At 36.9% G+C, this 17,629-nt stretch carries 16 protein-coding genes; 11 read left to right on the forward strand and 5 right to left on the reverse strand.

The features are described from left to right. Positions 1-67 precede the first annotated feature (67 nt). Positions 68-2,509 (reverse strand): TonB-dependent receptor domain-containing protein, encoded by a 2,442-nt coding sequence (locus tag ON09_RS08055; RefSeq protein ID WP_010600548.1) that lies wholly within the window; start codon positions 2,507-2,509, stop codon positions 68-70. Between the two features lie 430 nt (positions 2,510-2,939). After that, positions 2,940-4,619 (reverse strand): dipeptidyl-peptidase 3 family protein, encoded by a 1,680-nt coding sequence (locus tag ON09_RS08060; RefSeq protein ID WP_010600549.1) that lies wholly within the window; start codon positions 4,617-4,619, stop codon positions 2,940-2,942. Between the two features lie 109 nt (positions 4,620-4,728). Here ON09_RS08060 and ON09_RS08065 point away from each other — a divergent pair, with 109 nt between their 5' ends. After that, positions 4,729-5,565, forward strand: coding sequence for an N-acetylmuramoyl-L-alanine amidase (locus ON09_RS08065; protein WP_010600550.1), 837 nt, complete (start codon positions 4,729-4,731; stop codon positions 5,563-5,565). Positions 5,566-5,607: 42 nt separating this feature from the next. Here the strand turns inward: ON09_RS08065 and ON09_RS08070 are convergent, their stop codons facing one another. After that, a complete protein-coding gene (locus tag ON09_RS08070) occupies positions 5,608-7,863 on the reverse strand; it encodes a S41 family peptidase (RefSeq protein ID WP_010600551.1) in 2,256 nt (751 codons plus the stop codon). A gap of 146 nt (positions 7,864-8,009) precedes the next feature. Further along, positions 8,010-9,665 carry a glutamine--tRNA ligase/YqeY domain fusion protein gene (locus ON09_RS08075; protein ID WP_010600552.1) on the reverse strand — a complete coding sequence of 552 codons (1,656 nt, stop codon included), beginning with the start codon at positions 9,663-9,665 and terminating at the stop codon, positions 8,010-8,012. Between the two features lie 116 nt (positions 9,666-9,781). Here ON09_RS08075 and ON09_RS08080 point away from each other — a divergent pair, with 116 nt between their 5' ends. From ON09_RS08080 to ON09_RS08125, 10 genes are all read left to right on the forward strand, one after another. Then, the gene (locus ON09_RS08080) at positions 9,782-10,201 is read left to right on the forward strand and encodes a cobalamin B12-binding domain-containing protein (RefSeq protein WP_010600553.1); all 420 of its coding nucleotides are present in this window, start codon (positions 9,782-9,784) and stop codon (positions 10,199-10,201) included. Positions 10,202-10,204: 3 nt separating this feature from the next. Then, positions 10,205-10,984 carry an enoyl-CoA hydratase/isomerase family protein gene (locus ON09_RS08085; RefSeq protein WP_010600554.1) on the forward strand — a complete coding sequence of 260 codons (780 nt, stop codon included), beginning with the start codon at positions 10,205-10,207 and terminating at the stop codon, positions 10,982-10,984. Positions 10,985-11,147: 163 nt separating this feature from the next. Beyond that, entirely contained in the window at positions 11,148-12,554 is a 1,407-nt protein-coding gene (locus tag ON09_RS08090; RefSeq protein ID WP_010600555.1) for a sigma-54-dependent transcriptional regulator, read from the forward strand. A gap of 69 nt (positions 12,555-12,623) precedes the next feature. Then, positions 12,624-13,598: an AI-2E family transporter gene (locus tag ON09_RS08095; protein WP_010600556.1), complete on the forward strand. Its 975-nt coding sequence runs from the start codon at positions 12,624-12,626 to the stop codon at positions 13,596-13,598. A 147-nt stretch (positions 13,599-13,745) separates the two neighbouring features. Then, positions 13,746-14,012, forward strand: coding sequence for a YtxH domain-containing protein (locus ON09_RS08100; RefSeq protein ID WP_010600557.1), 267 nt, complete (start codon positions 13,746-13,748; stop codon positions 14,010-14,012). A 52-nt stretch (positions 14,013-14,064) separates the two neighbouring features. Next, positions 14,065-14,358: a hypothetical protein gene (locus ON09_RS08105; RefSeq protein WP_010600558.1), complete on the forward strand. Its 294-nt coding sequence runs from the start codon at positions 14,065-14,067 to the stop codon at positions 14,356-14,358. Between the two features lie 74 nt (positions 14,359-14,432). Then, the gene (locus ON09_RS08110) at positions 14,433-14,867 is read left to right on the forward strand and encodes a hypothetical protein (protein ID WP_010600559.1); all 435 of its coding nucleotides are present in this window, start codon (positions 14,433-14,435) and stop codon (positions 14,865-14,867) included. A 112-nt stretch (positions 14,868-14,979) separates the two neighbouring features. Then, positions 14,980-15,405 (forward strand): lipocalin family protein, encoded by a 426-nt coding sequence (locus ON09_RS08115; protein WP_010600560.1) that lies wholly within the window; start codon positions 14,980-14,982, stop codon positions 15,403-15,405. 6 nt (positions 15,406-15,411) lie between these two features. Continuing rightward, positions 15,412-15,846: a low molecular weight protein-tyrosine-phosphatase gene (locus ON09_RS08120; protein ID WP_029204207.1), complete on the forward strand. Its 435-nt coding sequence runs from the start codon at positions 15,412-15,414 to the stop codon at positions 15,844-15,846. A gap of 32 nt (positions 15,847-15,878) precedes the next feature. Further along, a complete protein-coding gene (locus tag ON09_RS08125) occupies positions 15,879-16,613 on the forward strand; it encodes a ThuA domain-containing protein (protein WP_010600562.1) in 735 nt (244 codons plus the stop codon). A 93-nt stretch (positions 16,614-16,706) separates the two neighbouring features. Here the strand turns inward: ON09_RS08125 and ON09_RS08130 are convergent, their stop codons facing one another. After that, on the reverse strand, positions 16,707-17,381 hold the full coding sequence (locus tag ON09_RS08130) for a hypothetical protein (RefSeq protein WP_010600563.1): 675 nt from the start codon (positions 17,379-17,381) through the stop codon (positions 16,707-16,709). Positions 17,382-17,629 lie beyond the last annotated feature (248 nt).

Consider the following 17,629-nt stretch of genomic DNA (forward strand, 5'->3'; position numbering starts at 1 on the left):
AAAGCATTCATTACATTCCACAAAAAAACCACCAATGGTTAGTTGGTGGCTTGAGTTTTAACTTCAGTTAATTTTTCATTCTTCCCTGCTCGGCTTCTAAACCGGTGCTCCTGTTGCGGGCAGGCTTAATTTCATTCTTACCAAAACGATAAGTAAAAGTTAAACTTACATACTGTCTGTCGTTAACACCATATAATGTGTAATAAAGCCCAGGGAAAGCGCTGTTGATATTATTGATTTGCGTATTGAAAATGTCGTTTGCCGCAAGTTTTAAACTGGCTTTTTTATTCATTAGCGATTTGCTAACTCCAGCATCAAATCCATAACGCGTTCCAATTTCCATTACGCCAAAAGTAACCGGACTATCATAGCTAAAATTTAACTCTGCTGATAAGCCTGGCTGAATTTTAAAGCTATGCTGCGACTTAAACTGAAATGAGGTGCTCTTATTGTCGAGCTTTTGCCCTGCAATATCTGGTGCCTTAAAACCAATGTGAAATAAATTCAGGTTGTTGTTGCTGCTCCACCATTTCGTTAAACTTACAGGCACATTAATCACCATCGAATAGGCATTTTGGGTAGCAATGTTCTGATTGGTTTGATACAAAGCTTGCTTTTCATTATCAGGCAAAATTACCTCTGTAATTACGTCAATCGTTCTGCTATAATTTAAGGTTACCGAATATTTCTTTTTAAGCAAATACGTAAACTCAAAATTATTCGTATACTGAGGATTTAAAAACGGATTGCCCTGGCTGTAAGTGTATTGATCAAGGAAATAAACAAAAGGATTTAGCGCATCATAACTCGGGCGGTCAATCCGGCGACTATATGAAAGACTGATGTCGTTATTCTTATCCAAGGTTTGATTAACAAATACACTCGGAAAGAAATTTAAATACTCCCGCTCAATCACTTTACTGGTGGTAATCGAATTTCCTTTTGATGTAGTTTGCTCAGCCCGTAAACCCAACTGAATGCTGGTTTTTTTAAACTGCTTGTTAAAGTTCACGTAAGCTGCGTTTACATTTTCATCGTATACAAACTGATTGCTGAGCAATTGATTGTTTTGCCAGTTGTTGTTCAAAAACTGCTCGGCGATTAAGTTATTATCTGTAGTTACCCAACTACTTTTTAAGCCGGCCTCCAATTTCATCTGCTTTTTTAGGGGAAGTGCGTAATCAATTTTGAAGGCTTTAATGTTGATGACAGATGGTGTAATATTTCTGGTAATCACCGTTGGCCGGATTACACTTCCGTTATTGAAGAAGTAATCACTCACATAATCGGCATCATCGTTGCCTTTGTATCGTCCATAATCCAAGTCAATGGTAAGTTCCTGTCCTGCACTATCTAAAACTGATTTATAGTTTAAGTTGTAAGACAAGTTGTTGTATTTATTCCTGATGACATTGTTGGCCAACACTGAAGAATCTTGTTGAGCAAACGATGCACCAATCCGGGTTCTGTTAACCGAAAATTCCTTATTGCTGCCTTCATAACCGGTTACTAAAACGCCTATTGTGTTGTTTTTATTAATGAAATAATCTACGCCAGCTTTAAAATTTTGCCCATGGTTTCGTTTACTAAAATCACTTCTTTGAGAGAAATACCGGTTGCTCGGCGATACTGTTGCAATCCTGTCAATCTCCATAAAGGTTTCCCGGTCTCGTTGATAATAGTTATAGTTCCCAAATAAATTCAGAGACTTTGTTCGGTGATTGATGCTTCCACCCGCACTCGATCTGAATTTTGTACCGCGACCAAAAGCACCTGTTAAACTTCCGTTGGTGCCGCCGCCTTTATTCTTTTTGGTTTTAATGTTGATGATTCCCGAATTTCCCGCAGCATCATATTTGGCTGATGGATTGGTAATCAATTCAATGGTTTCAATCTCCGAGCTTTGCATGCCCCGAAGTAAATTAGCCACATCGCCGCTGCTCATGTAGGTTTGTTTTCCATCTATCTGAATCAATACACCCTGCTTGCCCTGCATTGAAATGTTATCGTTCTGATCTACATTTACACCAGGTGCTTTTTGCAATAATTCCAGCGCCGTTGATCCTGAAGCGATGGAACTGCTGGCCACATTCATTACCGTCCGGTCCATTTTACGTTCTACCAAAGGAACATTGGCCGCAACGGTAACTTCTTTTAAACTCTGACTGGTTGGGCTCAGTTGAGCTGAACCAAAATCAATTTTCTGGCTATCATCAAGTGTTACAACTTTACTTTTCAAGGTTTTATAACCCATGCTACTCGCCTTGTAAAAATAATTGCCTTTCGTATTCACCGTAAAACCAAAAGTCCCGGCCTGATCAGTAAATGCTGTTTTTACAATGCTGGAATCCGCCGCTTTGAAAAGCACAACGGTAACATAATCGGCTGGTTTTTTATTTTCATCCAGAATAATTCCGGTAATATTTGCTTTGGGAGTAGTTTGTGCTGTAACCTCAAAAGAAGTAAAAATGCTTAATATGATAAGTGATAATTTGTAAAAGGTTTTCATCTTTCCTGGTATAAATAGTTTAAAATTTGGGCAAAACAATCCCATAGCCACTTATTTAGCGCTTTTAAAATTTTGCCTTCTTATTTTAAAGTTTAGTTTGGAAACGAACGGTTTCCATTGTTTAGTTATGAATAAGACGATGGTTTTTCAGAAAGGTTACAGCAGGATGGAAAAAAGTGAAAACTGGGTATTTTGATAGAGCTTTTTATGACTAGGAAGGTAATGTCAGTGAAAAAAAATGGCCAATGTGGTCCTGCCATTTACTACAATCTTTTAAAAGGTAACGTTTGAGGGATAACGAAGTCGTGTAACCTTTTAAAAAGGATTTTCGTTTCTGTCAGGCTTATCGAACAAAAGGTAGTGCACAAAAAAACCGCAGACTAACAGAGCAATCTGCGAATCTGCGGCTATTTTATAATTGAAATAGTTTCTACTTCACCCCTAAAACATCAACCCCCTGTTCAAAAACAACATCAACAGGAATGCTCTTTCTGGTCAATCTATCCAAATCTTTTTGAAGTTCTGTAGAAATAACAGCTTTCTCTTTTTGTGCTTTTTCTACAGCCACCTTATCACCATTACCTTGAAGGGTGATAATGAAAGCACTAAGCTCATTCATGGCTGTCGCAAATTTTTCAAAATTTACTTTGTAAGTCCCTTTGCTGGTACGTTCAAAAGCACCCTTCTCTTGAAAATAATTAAAACATTGCATGTTGGCTTTACCGTGTGCTTCAGAAACTCCAAAACGAACAGAGCGTAAAATGCCAGCCATAAAAGTGGTGTAGTAATCTTTAATATCGCCCGCTAACTCTCCTTTTTTCAAAAGGCCTGTAACCATATATAATCCCAAAACATCTGCTTTTCCTTCTTCCAGCCAGCTATATTGTTCTTTCAAAGCCTCGCGTACAAAACCTTTGCCGGTAATGGTTTTTTTAATCCCTAGTCCATGCGCTACTTCGTGAAACATCACATTAGCAAAAAAGGCATCGAACTTGATGTATTTCTGTTGATCAGCATCAATTAGCTCTTTCGAAATGGGAACCAGAATTTTATCAAACTTGGCCTGCATCGCATTTTTCAGTTGAGATCTACGCGTACCTTTTTCCTGTTGAATCTTCTCATCATTTGGCAAGTTAACCGCAATGGTTTTCGAACCTGCATTGCAATCTCCGGCATAATAAACCACATCATATGCGTTCAGTTCTGAATCCGTTCCAGGGCTTTCAGTTTTATATTTAGCCGCAACAGGCAGGTTTTTCTGCAATTCAGGAAGCATTTTAACATATTTCGCTAAACGCATGCTCCACTCCTTATCTTTAATCAACACATACGCCTCATAACTGGTGCGGGCATTAAAAAGTTTGTCTTCATAATTTTCAATCGGACCAATGATAATATCCAAACCATTGGTTTTCATATCCAACCAGGCGTAATCACTTGCAGTAAAATTATCGGTAACTAAAGCATCAGCCCTTAAATTCAGGTATTTTTTTAAACCAGCATCTTCAGCTATTAATGCAGCCTGCTTTAGTAATGAGCTTGCCCTTTGTAATTCTGCAGCAAATAAAACATGGTAAGGAACGGTGGTTAATTTACCTGCAGTATCCTTCTGAATAACCGAATAAGCACCAAACTTATCTGCTAAATTAGATTTTTCAATTTCTGCTTTTGTAATCCCGTAAGGATAAAATGAAGCGCCTTCTGGCTTGGCACCCACACCAGCAACAAAGGGTTTTTCATTATTCAATCGATCCCATGGACCGTAGTTAATGTTCACGAACTCACGGGTTTTCTCATCTTTAATGGTTGCCAACAAGCTATCGCGTTGCGGATAAGCCTGTTTCCAATACAAATCGTCCATAATTTCGGCAGCCTGTATTAGCAATGGCAAAATTTTTCTATCGTTAATGCTAAGTTGATTCAGGTTCGTGGTAAGCTTAACCTTCTCATAAATTGGCAAACGCTGTGCGACATAATCAATTAAACTATCAGTTTGAACTGTTGCTTTATTATTATTTGCTGCTTTATCAGTATTGGTGCAGCCAGATAATAACACTGCCGAGATAGCCAATGCAGATAAATATGAAAGGGGTTTGTATAGTTTCTTCATTATAAATGTATATCGCGACTAAATTAGTAAAATTTGAAGGCTTTGTATAAAGTTTGATGTAATGAATGAATTTAACCTAACTTTGTAATCCATCAACTAAAATCAAAACATGTTTTCAGTTAAAACCACTAGCCTTAAAGCTATATTATTATTGGGATCGGCCATTGTTATCTCTTCTTGCGGCTCGAGCAAATATGCAGCAACGGAAAAAATCTATAAAGAAAAAACTAAAGAGTTTGCAAAAATTATAACAAGCACACCCCCGGTTGGACAGCTTTATGACACTTTAAACCCAACAAACCAACAATGGATTGGTTCTGTAAATTTTGGGGTACGCAAACCAAACTTCGTTATTCTGCATCATACCGCCCAGGATAGTTTGGCACAAACAGTTAAAACATTTCATTCTACCAGAGCAGGTACCAGTGCGCATTATGTGGTGAGCAGAGATGGAAAAGTGGTGCAAATGGTAAATGATTATTTACGATCGAACCATGCTGGAGTAAGTAAATGGGGTAAAGATACGGACCTGAATTCCTCCTCTATTGGGATAGAGTTAGATAATAATGGTACAACTGATATTTGGACGGATGCACAAATTAATAGTTTGATCAAATTATTAACCACGTTAAAAAAGAAATACAACATTCCAACGGCAAATTTTATCGGTCACTCTGATATTGCGCCAAAGCGTAAACCTGATCCAAATAAATTTCCTTGGAAAAAACTGGCATTAAAAGGCTTTGGTTTTTGGTATAATGATATCTTAAAAAATCCGCCCGCGAATTTTGACACTACAAATGCACTGAAACTAATGGGCTATGATACCAGTGATATTGGCGCAACCATTACAGCTTTTAAACGACATTTTATCCAAACCGATATTACGCCAAAGCTAACACCTGTTGATATTTTGGTTTTATATAATGTTTACACAAAATATTAAACAAACAACGCCCTTAAAAGATAATTCAAGGGCGTTGTTTGTTTATTTAGAAGCTTCGGCAATTGCCCGCTCTAATATTTCATCTCTACCTTCCGTTATCCCTTTTATTGTTTGATTAACATAAATATTGGGAATAATGCCGACTCCATGATGCTGCGAACCATCATGTTTTAATACTTTCATCCCCGTAAACCACATATTAAAACCACCAGGAAGGGTTATGGAGTTCACATTGCCGTTTGTGCCAGCAGTTGGTTGCCCAATAATTGTAGCCAGTTTGTAGTGTTCAATAAAACTCATGTAACTTTCTGCATAGCTGATTGCTTGGCCATCAATCAAGAAAAATATTTTGGCATTCAAATGTGGAGACTTTGCTTTTAGTGGCCACCGCTCGTTTTGATAGGTAATTAATTTCTCCTGATCTGGATAGATAATCTGAGGAATCTGCATCCACTTAGATGAGGTATCATCACTTACCATCAGATATTCGATTAAACCAGTATTGTCAGTCGGGTAACCACGTAGGTCGCAAATAATGGCTTTGCTGCTTTTCAACAGCTCAATCGATTCATCAATCTTTTTCATCTTTGCATTACTAATACTGATGTAGGTAATATCGTTCCCTAATGATTTGATCGCTTCCTGTTTAGAAGCATCAGCGCTATAAGAAGATGAATGAATTTTTCGAGAAGTACTTACTTGCTGCCCGTTTGCAAGTACAATATTGAATGGCGAATCTTTTTCTCCTATTAAAGATTCAGTTTTTGCCCGGTGATTAAGGTAGCCAGGCGTAGCAGCAGAAATATGTTCGTATATATTCTGGAAATATTTCTGGGCATCCTGGCCATTTATTTTTTCAACAATATCGCCTTTTTTAAGCTTCAATGTAGAATCCATCACAGATTTGATCATCAGCTTATTTTCGATCCAATCCCATGCAAAGGGTGGATAGTATTGATTTTTATTCCCGGTATACCAAACACTTATATGCCCGTCCTTTAATTTTGCAGTCATCTTTTTCAAGATATTGGCATATTCCACATCAGAATTACTTTGGTAGCTTTCCGTTAGCGATTTTTCCAAATCAGCAGTCCAGTTAGTTTTGGCCACATCGAAATAGGGATAGAAATGTTGGAATATGTTCCATGTATTCGTAATATTTCCTATTCTCAAGTAAAGATTATTTACCGTTAATTTATCTCCCGACATTGAATTTATTGCAGATAATTGCTTGTTTACTTTTACACTATCCGTTAAGGGGAAAGTTTGGTTTTGAGTACCATAGAGTACAATTGGAACAAATATTTTTAAATTCTTACTAATTGGTTTCTCAACGTATTCACCAAACTTTGCATGCCGCTGAAAAGGTTTTATTTCCAGACTTTCGCTTTCAATGATCGCCGGACTGGCAACTTCAGCAAACTTGTTTTGTTGTTCTGTATTTACGGAAAAAACATATTTAGCATTTTCGACACTCGACCTACCTGTAGAACCTGAAATTGTTTTTGGCTCGCTGCCAACTGTTTCATCTTCAAAATCCCTATGGTAAATTTCTTTCCCATCCACTTTTAATATCAGGTCGTCTATAGCAAACTTCCCACGGTTAACCAAAAAAGCCCCAAGCAAGAGTTGCTTTGCGTCTTCATTAATTATGCCTTTAATTTCAAAATTTTGCCAGGTTTTGCTTTTGATTGGCCGACTATCCATATTCTCAAAAAATCCCATCTGCCCATTTTCTCTATCAACCCTTATCCAGAATTGTCCTTGCCCATCATCACTCAGCATTTTGCCTCTTCCTGATAAAACGAAGTTTTTTCCTTTAATGTCCTTGGCGGGTAATAGTGTGCTTAAATTGCCAAAACCTGTAAATTTATTTTTAAAAACAGTTTTTCTATTTGTTCTGGCGCTTTGATATAAGCTTCTTTTATCATTCAATAAACCAACGCCTAAATGCTGCCAGGTTATCTCTTGATAGCCATTTAAATTTTTCGGTTTCAGGTTTGCAGGAAAAACAATTTTCTCACTGCCAGGCACTATACTTACGCCAGGCATTAAAACTTTCGCCATTGCGTTTAAATTTTCTTTCAGCTCTTCATCTGTTTTGCATCGGTCTACCTGCTGAGCACCATAGATTGCAAATTTATCCCAGTCGAGTTTTGCCGCATCATCGCCTGGATAAAAATACCGTACGTAACCGTAAAATTTGGCAAAGGCCATTTGGTTTTCAATTTGTCGCTGCGATTGGGCGAAACAAGCATATCCTAAAAATAGGAATAGGGCAGTTGAGATGGTTTTCATAGATAATGATTATTTAATGCAAGGTAATCAACTGCTATTAAAGCATTTGTTAAAAAATGCTAAACCTTCTTCCAAAACCTTTAACACAAAAAAAACACGGATGAACATAAATTCATCCGTGTTTATCTATTACTAATCAGCGCCGTTTAATTTGGTTTCTTAAACGTATCTTTCAATGTAACCGTCCTGTTGAAAACCAATTTATCGGTTGTGGAATCTTTATCTAAACAAAAATAACCTTTGCGAATAAACTGATAACGACTATCTAAATCTGCATCTGTTAAAGCAGGTTCAATGTAAGCGTTTGGTAGGATAGTTAAACTTTCAGGGTTTAGGTAATCCTTAAAATCGCCTTCTTCAGCATCTGGTGTTTCTGATGAAAATAGACGATCGTATAAACGAATTTCAGCAGTTTTTGCATGTTGTGCGCTCACCCAATGGATGGTTCCTTTCACATTTATGCCGCTGGTGTCATTTCCACTTTTTGATTCAGGGATGTAAGTACAATGAATTTCGGTTACGTTACCATTTTCATCTTTCACAAAATCCTCACATTTTACAATGTAAGCAAACTTTAAACGAACCATTGCGCCAGGTGCCAAACGGAACCATTTCTTCGCCGGAACTTCCATGAAGTCTTCACGCTCAATCCATAATTCGTTGCTGAAAGGAATTACACGAGTACCGCCACCATCTTCTGCTTCAGGATTATTTTCACCAATTAAATCTTCCGTTCCTTTTTCATAGTTGGTGATGATCAATTTAATTGGATCCAAAACCGCCATCACACGATTTGCTGATTTGTTCAAATCCTCACGGATACAGAATTCCAATAAACTCAATTCTATAAGGTTTTCGCGTTTGGCAATACCAATTCGCTCACAAAACTCGCGAACACTTTTTGGCGTAAAGCCTCTTCTGCGCAAACCGGAAATGGTAGGCATGCGGGGATCATCCCAGCCGCTCACCAGATTTTCATTCACCAATTGCAACAACTTCCGCTTACTCATTACGGTTGAAGTAAGATTTAAACGGGCAAATTCATATTGCTTAGATGGAAAAATTTCCAACTGCTCAATAAACCAGTCATACAATTCCCGGTGTGAAACATACTCTAACGTACAAATAGAGTGTGTGATATTTTCGATGCTATCGCTTTGTCCGTGGGCAAAATCATACATCGGGTAGATGCACCATTTGTTACCTGTACGATGGTGTTCTGCATGTTTAATGCGATAAATAATCGGATCACGCATTAACATATTCGGACTGGCCATATCGATTTTAGCCCGTAAAATATAGGCGCCATCAGCAAATTCACCATTTTTCATTCTGGTGAAAATGTTTAAATTTTCTTCCACACTGCGGTTGCGGTATGGGCTATCCTGACCAGGTTCTGTTGGCGTACCTTTTAAAGCTGCAATTTCATCTGCAGAACTTTCATCTACATAAGCCAGACCTTTTTCGATCAGTTTTACTGCAAAAGAATACAACTCATCAAAATAATCTGATGCATATAATTCGTTTTTCCAGTTAAAACCCAACCATTTAATATCTTCTTGCTGGCTGTTAACATATTCTGTTTTCTCTGTTACCGGATTGGTATCATCAAAACGCAGATTGGTGTAGCCGCCGTATTTCTGTGTTAGTCCGAAGTTTAAGCATATTGCTTTTGCGTGGCCAATGTGTAGGTAACCATTAGGTTCTGGCGGAAAACGCGTAACCAAGGTTTCATACTTACCACTATTTAAGTCGTTCTCAACAATTTCTTCAATAAAGTTCAATGACTTTTCTTCACTCATAAAAACCTGTAAATTAGGAATGCAAATGTAAAAATATTAGTGCAATTCTGGTTGTTTTGCCTAATGATTAATTTGAGCATCAAAATCAATACATTTACATCAACTTAATATTCATTATGAGCAAAGTATTAAACCGGCCAATACGTGTTTTGGTGGCGAAAGTTGGCCTGGATGGCCATGATCGAGGCGCCAAAGTGATCGCCACTTCCCTTCGAGATGCGGGTATGGAAGTTATTTATACCGGCCTTCGCCAAACCCCAGAAATGGTAGTAAATACAGCCTTGCAGGAGGATGTGGATGCTATCGGAATTTCCATCTTATCAGGTGCGCATATGACGGTTTTTCCTAAAATCATTCATTTTATGAAAGAAAAACAGCTCGATGATGTGTTATTAACAGGTGGAGGAATTATTCCGGAGGCAGACCGGATTAAACTTGCAGCATTAGGTGTTGGTGAATTATTTCCACCCGGAACAACCATGGCGAGCATTGTAGATTATATTCAGAATTGGGTTGCACAAAACAGAAATTTTTAAATTATGGCATATCAGAATTTATTATCAGAGGTAAAGGATAACATTTTATACATCGTTATAAACCGAGAGAAGGCATTAAATGCACTAAATAAAGAAACACTTCAGGAACTTGCAGACGTTATTGCATTTGCAGAAAAGAACGAAGAAGTTAGAGGCGTAATTCTAACCGGCGCCGGAGAAAAAGCATTTGTAGCAGGAGCAGATATTAAGGAATTTTCTAACTACAACGGAACGCAGGGAGAGGAACTTGCCAGAAAAGGCCAGGAAAATGTTTTCAACGCAATAGAAAATTCATCGAAACTCTTTATAGCTGCCATAAATGGCTTCGCGTTAGGCGGAGGATTAGAACTTGCCATGGCCTGCCATATCCGAATTGCGGCAGACAATGCTAAACTAGGCTTACCAGAGGTTACATTAGGCTTGATTCCCGGCTACGGAGGTACGCAGCGTTTGACACAACTTGTTGGCAAAGGTAAAGCAATCGAACTTATCACTACCGCAAATGCGATTTCAGCAGTCGAAGCTGAAAAAATCGGATTGGTTAATTATACGGTACCCCAGGCCGATTTAATCAATAAAGCCAGAGAAATTTTAGATATCGTGAAACAGAGAGCACCACTAGCTATTAGTGCAGCCATTCAAGCGGTAAACGCCTCAATAAACACTGATCATGGCTTTGAAACAGAGATCAAGGCTTTTGGCAAATGCTTTGAAACTGATGATTTTAAAGAAGGCGTAACCGCTTTTGTTGAAAAACGACCAGCAAAATTTTCCGGAAAGTGATAATTAAGTCTAATTAATTCTATATCCGTAAAAAATAAGTGTAGAAAAAATTTCCCATTTTCAAAAAATTTGAGTAATTATGCGCTGTCTATATAACTCTCTAAAAAGTGCATTATCTTGTTGATTTAAGGGATTCTATAGTTTATTTAATAGGTTATTCTGAATGAAAAAGAAGATTCTCATAGTCGACGATGAGGTAAACATCGGTTTATTGCTTTCAAAATTTCTAACAAGGAATGGTTTTGAAGTGGCAAACGCTATTACTGGCTCCTCAGCTTTAGACATCATGTCAAACGAAACCTTTGATTTGATCTTGTGCGATTATAGATTAGATGATACCGATGGCCGGGAAATATTAATTAAGGTAAAAGAAAACTATCCTACAACCGGAGTAATTATTATTACGGGTTATTCAGACATCAAGCTAGCCGTCGAATTAATCAAGTTAGGGGCCTACGATTACATTACCAAGCCATTATACCCTGATGAAATTCTAAATACCATTAACAAGGCACTGGAAACACAAAGGGCTTTAAATGAAAATAAAGGGTCTTCAAGCAAAAGAAATGAAACTGATTCTGAATATGTAAACTTTACGGAATACATTGATGGCAATAGTGAGGTTTCAGCTACGCTATTGAAACAGATACAGTTAATTGCACCAACATCTTACAGTATTATCTTAACAGGAAAAAGTGGTACCGGGAAAGAGTGTGTAGCCAAAACGATTCACCTCAATAGTTTAAGAAAAGATAAGCCATTTATTGCGATGGATTGTGGTTCGTTAACCAAAGAACTCGCGGGAAGTGAATTCTTCGGTCATGAGAAAGGCTCTTTTACAGGTGCGCTTTATACAAAAATAGGTCACTTTGAACAGGCAAATGGAGGCACTTTGTTTTTGGATGAAATTGGAAACCTTTCTTATGAAATACAGGCTACATTACTGAGAACTGTTCAGGAACGCAAAGTTAAACGCATTGGCAGTACGAAAGAAATTGATTTAGATGTTCGCATTATTGTAGCCACAAACGAAAACCTGGTTGACAATATTGGAAAAGGTACGTTTAGAGAAGATTTGTATCACCGCTTTAATGAATTTTCAATCCACCTTCCATCATTAAAAAAGCGTGGAAATGATATTCTCATTTTTGCAGATAAGTTTTTAGCCGTGGCTAACCAGGAACTCAATAAAAACATCAGAGGCTTCTCAGATGGTGTTAAAAATTGTTTTTTAAACTATAGCTGGCCAGGAAATGTTCGGGAGCTAAAGAACGTTATCAGACGAGTTGCTTTACTAACAGACGGAAATTTGATTCAGGTTGATGTGTTGCCTCTGGAGTTATCAAATTATATTAAAGATTTCGACAATGAGGAATCTTTAAAGCAAATGAAACCCAAAGCAATCGATAAACCGAAAGACTTGAAAAATGCCGCTCAGGAAGCAGAGTACGACACTATTTTACGGGTATTGAAAGAAGTTAATTTCAATAAAACAAAAGCAGCTCAGATTTTAAAAATTGATAGAAAGACGCTTTATAATAAGATCAAAGCTATTAAATTCGACGAGTAGCAATATTTTCGGCTACTAAGAAAACAAAAGCACACGTTTTAATATTAAAAGAATACCAAACATCTATTTATGTCGGTATTCTCTTACAAACAGCGTAATAATATTAATTTGCTTATTATAATAGCACTTGGGCTATTAATTGCCTATTCATTGCAGGGAATTTTTAGTGCCATTTTAAGTACGCTTGTGCTTTACACTATTATGCGGCCTGCTTATATTCATTTAGCTGAGATAAAAGGCTGGAACAGGAGACTTGTTGCTGTTTTGTTAATTACAATAAGCATTGTATTAATTGTGCTGCCATTTTATGCGCTAAGCAGCATGGTGATCAGTAAAATATCAGAGCTTAAAAACAACGAAATTTTCTTTAAAAATCTGCTGGTTAAACTTCAACACCTGGTTCCATTTAAAATTAATCAAGATCTTATCCAGGACGGATTAAACAGAGTAGGCAGCTGGGCAACAGATTTATTTCCTTCATTAATTTCCAGTGCGGTAAATATTATACTGAGCCTGCTGGTGATGTACTTTTTACTATACTTTATGCTCATCGAACGTAAGGTATTTGAACGGTCGCTAATAAAATATGCCCCGCTGAGAGAACAAAATGCGCTTCGTTTTGGAGATGAAATGCGGAATACCACCTATGCAAATGTACTCGGACAGGGATTGATTTGCCTGGTTCAGGGATCTTTGGTGAGTTTATCTTTTTATGTTTTAGGATATAAAGACCCGGTGTTTTGGGGTATAATTACAACATTCATCTCCTTTGTTCCTATCCTGGGCCCTCCAGTAGTGTTTGTGCCGGCTGCAATTTTGCAAATAGCAAATGGAAATAATTTTGCAGGGTGGACAATGTTAATTTTCGGTTTCGTGGTCATAATTAATATTGATAACGTATTAAGATTTATCATTGCGAAAAAAAGTTGGCAACATACATCCTATAATTACGGTAATTGGCGTAATTATTGGTATTCCTTTATTCGGAATTTTGGGTCTTGTTTTTGGCCCATTACTCTTATCTTATTTTATTTTGCTTGTTAAAATTTATGAAACCAGCACGCTGGCATCAGAAAGATTAGAAAGAATTAAAACAAATAACGAGCATAACGAGTTATAATTTATAGCTTAACAATAAAATAATATAGTAGTTCTTATATTGTGAATGTTAAACCCTTAAAATACATTATTATGAATGATAACTCAAAAGTTGTAGTTGCTCTATTAGCAGGCTTAGCTGCTGGTGCCGCTTTAGGTATTTTATTTGCACCAGATAAAGGTGAAGAAACACGCGACAAATTAAGTCAGTCTCTAAAAGATTTAGGCGATTCTATTAAGGATAAAGCAGCAGACGAAATCAATAATCTATCAAGTTTGAAAGATAAAGTTGTAAGCTCTATCAAAACTAAATTGAGAAGTGTTGAAGAAGAATACAGTGATGACGTTGAGCACGCTTAAAAATAAATTATAACTGAGCACCTTAACGTGCTCAGTTAAACCCATCTAAACTATGCAAGAAAATAAAGATAAAAGTATTGAAGATCTTGTTGAAGACGCCAAAGGTTTTTTGGAAGCAAGAATCGAATATACAAGACTTTACCTTGTAGAAAAGGTATCCAAAATATTTGCGGATCTAGTTACCAATACTGCCGTTATAGTATGTTTTATATTGGCTTTTTTATTTGGTAGTGTAACGTTAGCACTATTTCTATCAGATGTTTTAGGTAGTTATACCAGAGGTTTTTGGTTGCGTTTCGGGAATTTACCTTTTACTTGCTGTTATTGTTTATCTTACAAAGGATAAATACATTGAGAAGGCAATTATAAACGTAGCAATTAGAAAATATTTCGACAAACTTGCAGATAAGGAGGAAGAAGATGAGAAAGTATAACATCAGAACTCTCGAAGATTTGAAAGCCGCAAAATTAGAGCTGAAAGTAGAATATACCCTGAAACAAAACATGCTCAAAAGTGACGGAAAATCATTTATGAAGCAATTTACCTTGGGTGCGTTGATTAAAAAATATGTTACGCCAAATAACCTGTTTAAGGCAGATGAAAAGTTAAACATCAGTGGTACAGCAATGTCATTGCTTTTACCAATGGTTATGAATAAAACGCTTTTCAGAGGTGCTGGCTTTTTAACAAAAGCGGCCGTTGGCTTGGTATCAGGTAAAGTTGGTAAATCGCTTGATGCAGAACATCTCTCAGCAATTTTTAATTCAGTAAAAGGCTGGTTTGGAAAAAAGAAAGACCAAAAAGCAAAGAAATTTGTAGATTATGGCATTCCTCCAGATAGTGAAACCTATTAAGTATTTATAAAGCCTCTTATATTAAATATGGAGGCTTTTCTTTTTATGAAGATTTTATAACTTTACTTGTAGCGAAATTATGATTTCAACCGTTTTCATAAAAAGGATATCAATGAAAAATCTATTATTAATACTCGCAATCTGTTTAACACTTTCATGTAAAAAGGATTTAGACAAAAAACTTACAACAAATAACTGGAACATTGAGTCGGCCAAAATTAATCCGGCCATGACTATTGGAACAAAATCAAGCACCAATTATTTGGAACTCATGGGTCCTGCGAGTTGTGCAGCCACAACAACATTAACCTTTTCGGAAGATGGCATCTTTACATCAAGCGCAAATGGTGCCTTATGCGATAGGTTTTACGACCCGAAGGCTGCACCTGCAACCTGGTCACGTGAAGGAAACCAAATAATAATTTCTTCTATGACAGGCTCGCCATATACAATTAAAGGAAATAAACTCACTCATACGACAACGTTTACATCTGGAGGCACAACCTACACATTGGCGGAGGTATATAAAGCAAAATAATACAAATTGAAAATTTTAATGGTTTGCCTTGGCAACATCTGTCGCTCTCCATTGGCAGAGGGCATGATGCGTCATCTTGTTAAACAAGAAAATCTGAATTGGGAAATTGCATCTGCCGGTACTGGAAATTGGCATATTGGAAAAGCCCCGGATCATAGAAGTATAGCTGCAGCTAAGGCTTTAGGTTATGATATTAGCCAGCAAAGGGCGCAGCAGTTCAATCAATTGATGTTTTCGAGATTCGATCTTATTTTAGTGATGGATCGAAACAACTTAACTGCTGTGAAACAGCTAGCTAAAACAGCTGAAGAGCGAGAAAAAGTTAAGCTTTTTTTAGATGATGATGAAGTAACGGATCCCTACTGGGACAATCACTTATTTCAGCCAGTTTGTAAACAAATTGAAGATAGATGCAAGGAAATTATCAAACAACTTTCGTAAGTTAGTGACCATTACCAAACCACTAACCAATAATGAAGAAATTACTTTTCTTTTGCACAATTTTAACAGCTTTTATAACCTTTCAAAGTAATATCATCTTAAAGAAAGTTCCGCGAATTTTGGTTTTCTCAAAAACTAAAGGTTTCAGACATAATTCTATCGAGGCAGGGAAAACAGCACTCATTAAAATGGGAAAAGAAAAGAACTTTGCTGTAGATACGACTGAGAATGCAGCTCTTTTCACCAGCGATCTTTTGAAAAAATACGCTGTTGTAGTCTTTCTAAACACAACCGGTGATGTTTTAGATAATCAACAACAAACCGCATTTGAAAATTATATTAAGAACGGAGGCGGCTACGTGGGTGTACATGCCGCTACTGATACGGAATATGATTGGCCTTGGTACGGAAAATTAGCTGGTGCATACTTTATTAGTCATCCAGTTGTACAGGAAGCCCGATTCATTGTAAAAGACAAAAAACATCCATCAACAAAATTCCTTACTGACTCTGTTTGGATACACAAAGACGAGTTATACAATTTCAAAGATATTAATCCTGATATCAATGTGTTGTTAACCATCGATGAAAAATCATACAATGGGGGTAAAAATGGAACTTTCCATCCCTTTAGCTGGTATCATGATTATGATGGAGGCAGGGCATTTTATACATCAATGGGCCACATGAAAGAAACCTGGACAGATGAAATGTTTCTGAAACACCTCTATGGCGGCATTACTTACGCAGTAGGACAGAAAAAGTAAAGACTATATTTTCAATGTGCAATGAATTTGCAGTCATCAACATATTAAACAAGTGATAAAATCATGACAGTACCTAAATTGGAAGAAAAAACATTATCGATCAATCATTTTATGATTAACCAGGTAAATGTAATTCAGCATACAAAAAGCAGCCACTGCGCCAAACGTGTGCCATAAAAAGTGGGTGCCGATTTCTAAAATTTCCCATTTGTCAGCGATACGAAAGGTTAAGGCAAAGATAAAAGCCAATAATGCAAAGCCCACCCATTTTCCGTTACGCCATTCTGTTTTCATGAGATAGCCAAAAACCGGGAACAATACCAATGCGGCCATAAAGGCGTAGTTGATGTTAATGAAAATCTGAAAATCGCCGTTTGAAAAAAGCCGTCTGACATAGAATTGAAAGAAAGCATAAACTACAACGATTAGAACAGCATAATACCACTTGGTTAATTTAGCTAAAAAGTAAACTCCTGCAGAAAGGCAAAGCAACATGATCGGCATCCAATCCATCATAATAAATATTGGCCATCGTCGCAAGCCGTGATAGGTTGTTCCGCCAATTCCTCCGATATAAAGAAGCACCAACGCTATACTTAAAAATGGGTGTTTTTTATAGTTTCCCCATATTTTAAATGTCCAGTAAACTGCAATCATTAAAAAGAAAAAACTGGTGATGGTATTTAATGGCTCTGGAAATAAATTATCCAAATTTGTTTCTGTGTAGGTAGTTCCACCATCAGGCGGATTCTGTTTAAAAGCGTTCATATCGGTAGATATTTTGATTGTGCAATCTGCATTTATAAAACAAAAACACAATAAAAAAGAGCATGTATTTTGAGTAAAAAATTTGCGACTTTGTCCTAACAGTATAAAAACATCATGATAATCTCCACATAACTTTTCTAACGATTCACAATAAATCATCTATTATAAAAAATGACAAACCTTTTCATCTGCCTTCATGTTGGAATAATAACATCAAAACTTATAAAAACATGAAACTACAACAGCAA

Origin of the sequence: Pedobacter agri PB92, assembly GCF_000258495.1 — a bacterium.
GTDB lineage: Bacteria > Bacteroidota > Bacteroidia > Sphingobacteriales > Sphingobacteriaceae > Pedobacter > Pedobacter agri.

Bases quoted from the DNA above. Each gene is read 5' to 3' on its own strand.
- ON09_RS08055 (WP_010600548.1), bottom strand. From the start codon at position 2,509: ATGAAAACCTTTTACAAATTATCACTTATCATATTAAGCATTTTTACT.
- ON09_RS08060 (WP_010600549.1), bottom strand. From the start codon at position 4,619: ATGAAGAAACTATACAAACCCCTTTCATATTTATCTGCATTGGCTATC.
- ON09_RS08065 (WP_010600550.1), top strand. From the start codon at position 4,729: ATGTTTTCAGTTAAAACCACTAGCCTTAAAGCTATATTATTATTGGGA.
- ON09_RS08070 (WP_010600551.1), bottom strand. From the start codon at position 7,863: ATGAAAACCATCTCAACTGCCCTATTCCTATTTTTAGGATATGCTTGT.
- ON09_RS08075 (WP_010600552.1), bottom strand. From the start codon at position 9,665: ATGAGTGAAGAAAAGTCATTGAACTTTATTGAAGAAATTGTTGAGAAC.
- ON09_RS08080 (WP_010600553.1), top strand. From the start codon at position 9,782: ATGAGCAAAGTATTAAACCGGCCAATACGTGTTTTGGTGGCGAAAGTT.
- ON09_RS08085 (WP_010600554.1), top strand. From the start codon at position 10,205: ATGGCATATCAGAATTTATTATCAGAGGTAAAGGATAACATTTTATAC.
- ON09_RS08090 (WP_010600555.1), top strand. From the start codon at position 11,148: ATGAAAAAGAAGATTCTCATAGTCGACGATGAGGTAAACATCGGTTTA.
- ON09_RS08095 (WP_010600556.1), top strand. From the start codon at position 12,624: ATGTCGGTATTCTCTTACAAACAGCGTAATAATATTAATTTGCTTATT.
- ON09_RS08100 (WP_010600557.1), top strand. From the start codon at position 13,746: ATGAATGATAACTCAAAAGTTGTAGTTGCTCTATTAGCAGGCTTAGCT.
- ON09_RS08105 (WP_010600558.1), top strand. From the start codon at position 14,065: ATGCAAGAAAATAAAGATAAAAGTATTGAAGATCTTGTTGAAGACGCC.
- ON09_RS08110 (WP_010600559.1), top strand. From the start codon at position 14,433: ATGAGAAAGTATAACATCAGAACTCTCGAAGATTTGAAAGCCGCAAAA.
- ON09_RS08115 (WP_010600560.1), top strand. From the start codon at position 14,980: ATGAAAAATCTATTATTAATACTCGCAATCTGTTTAACACTTTCATGT.
- ON09_RS08125 (WP_010600562.1), top strand. From the start codon at position 15,879: ATGAAGAAATTACTTTTCTTTTGCACAATTTTAACAGCTTTTATAACC.
- ON09_RS08130 (WP_010600563.1), bottom strand. From the start codon at position 17,381: ATGAACGCTTTTAAACAGAATCCGCCTGATGGTGGAACTACCTACACA.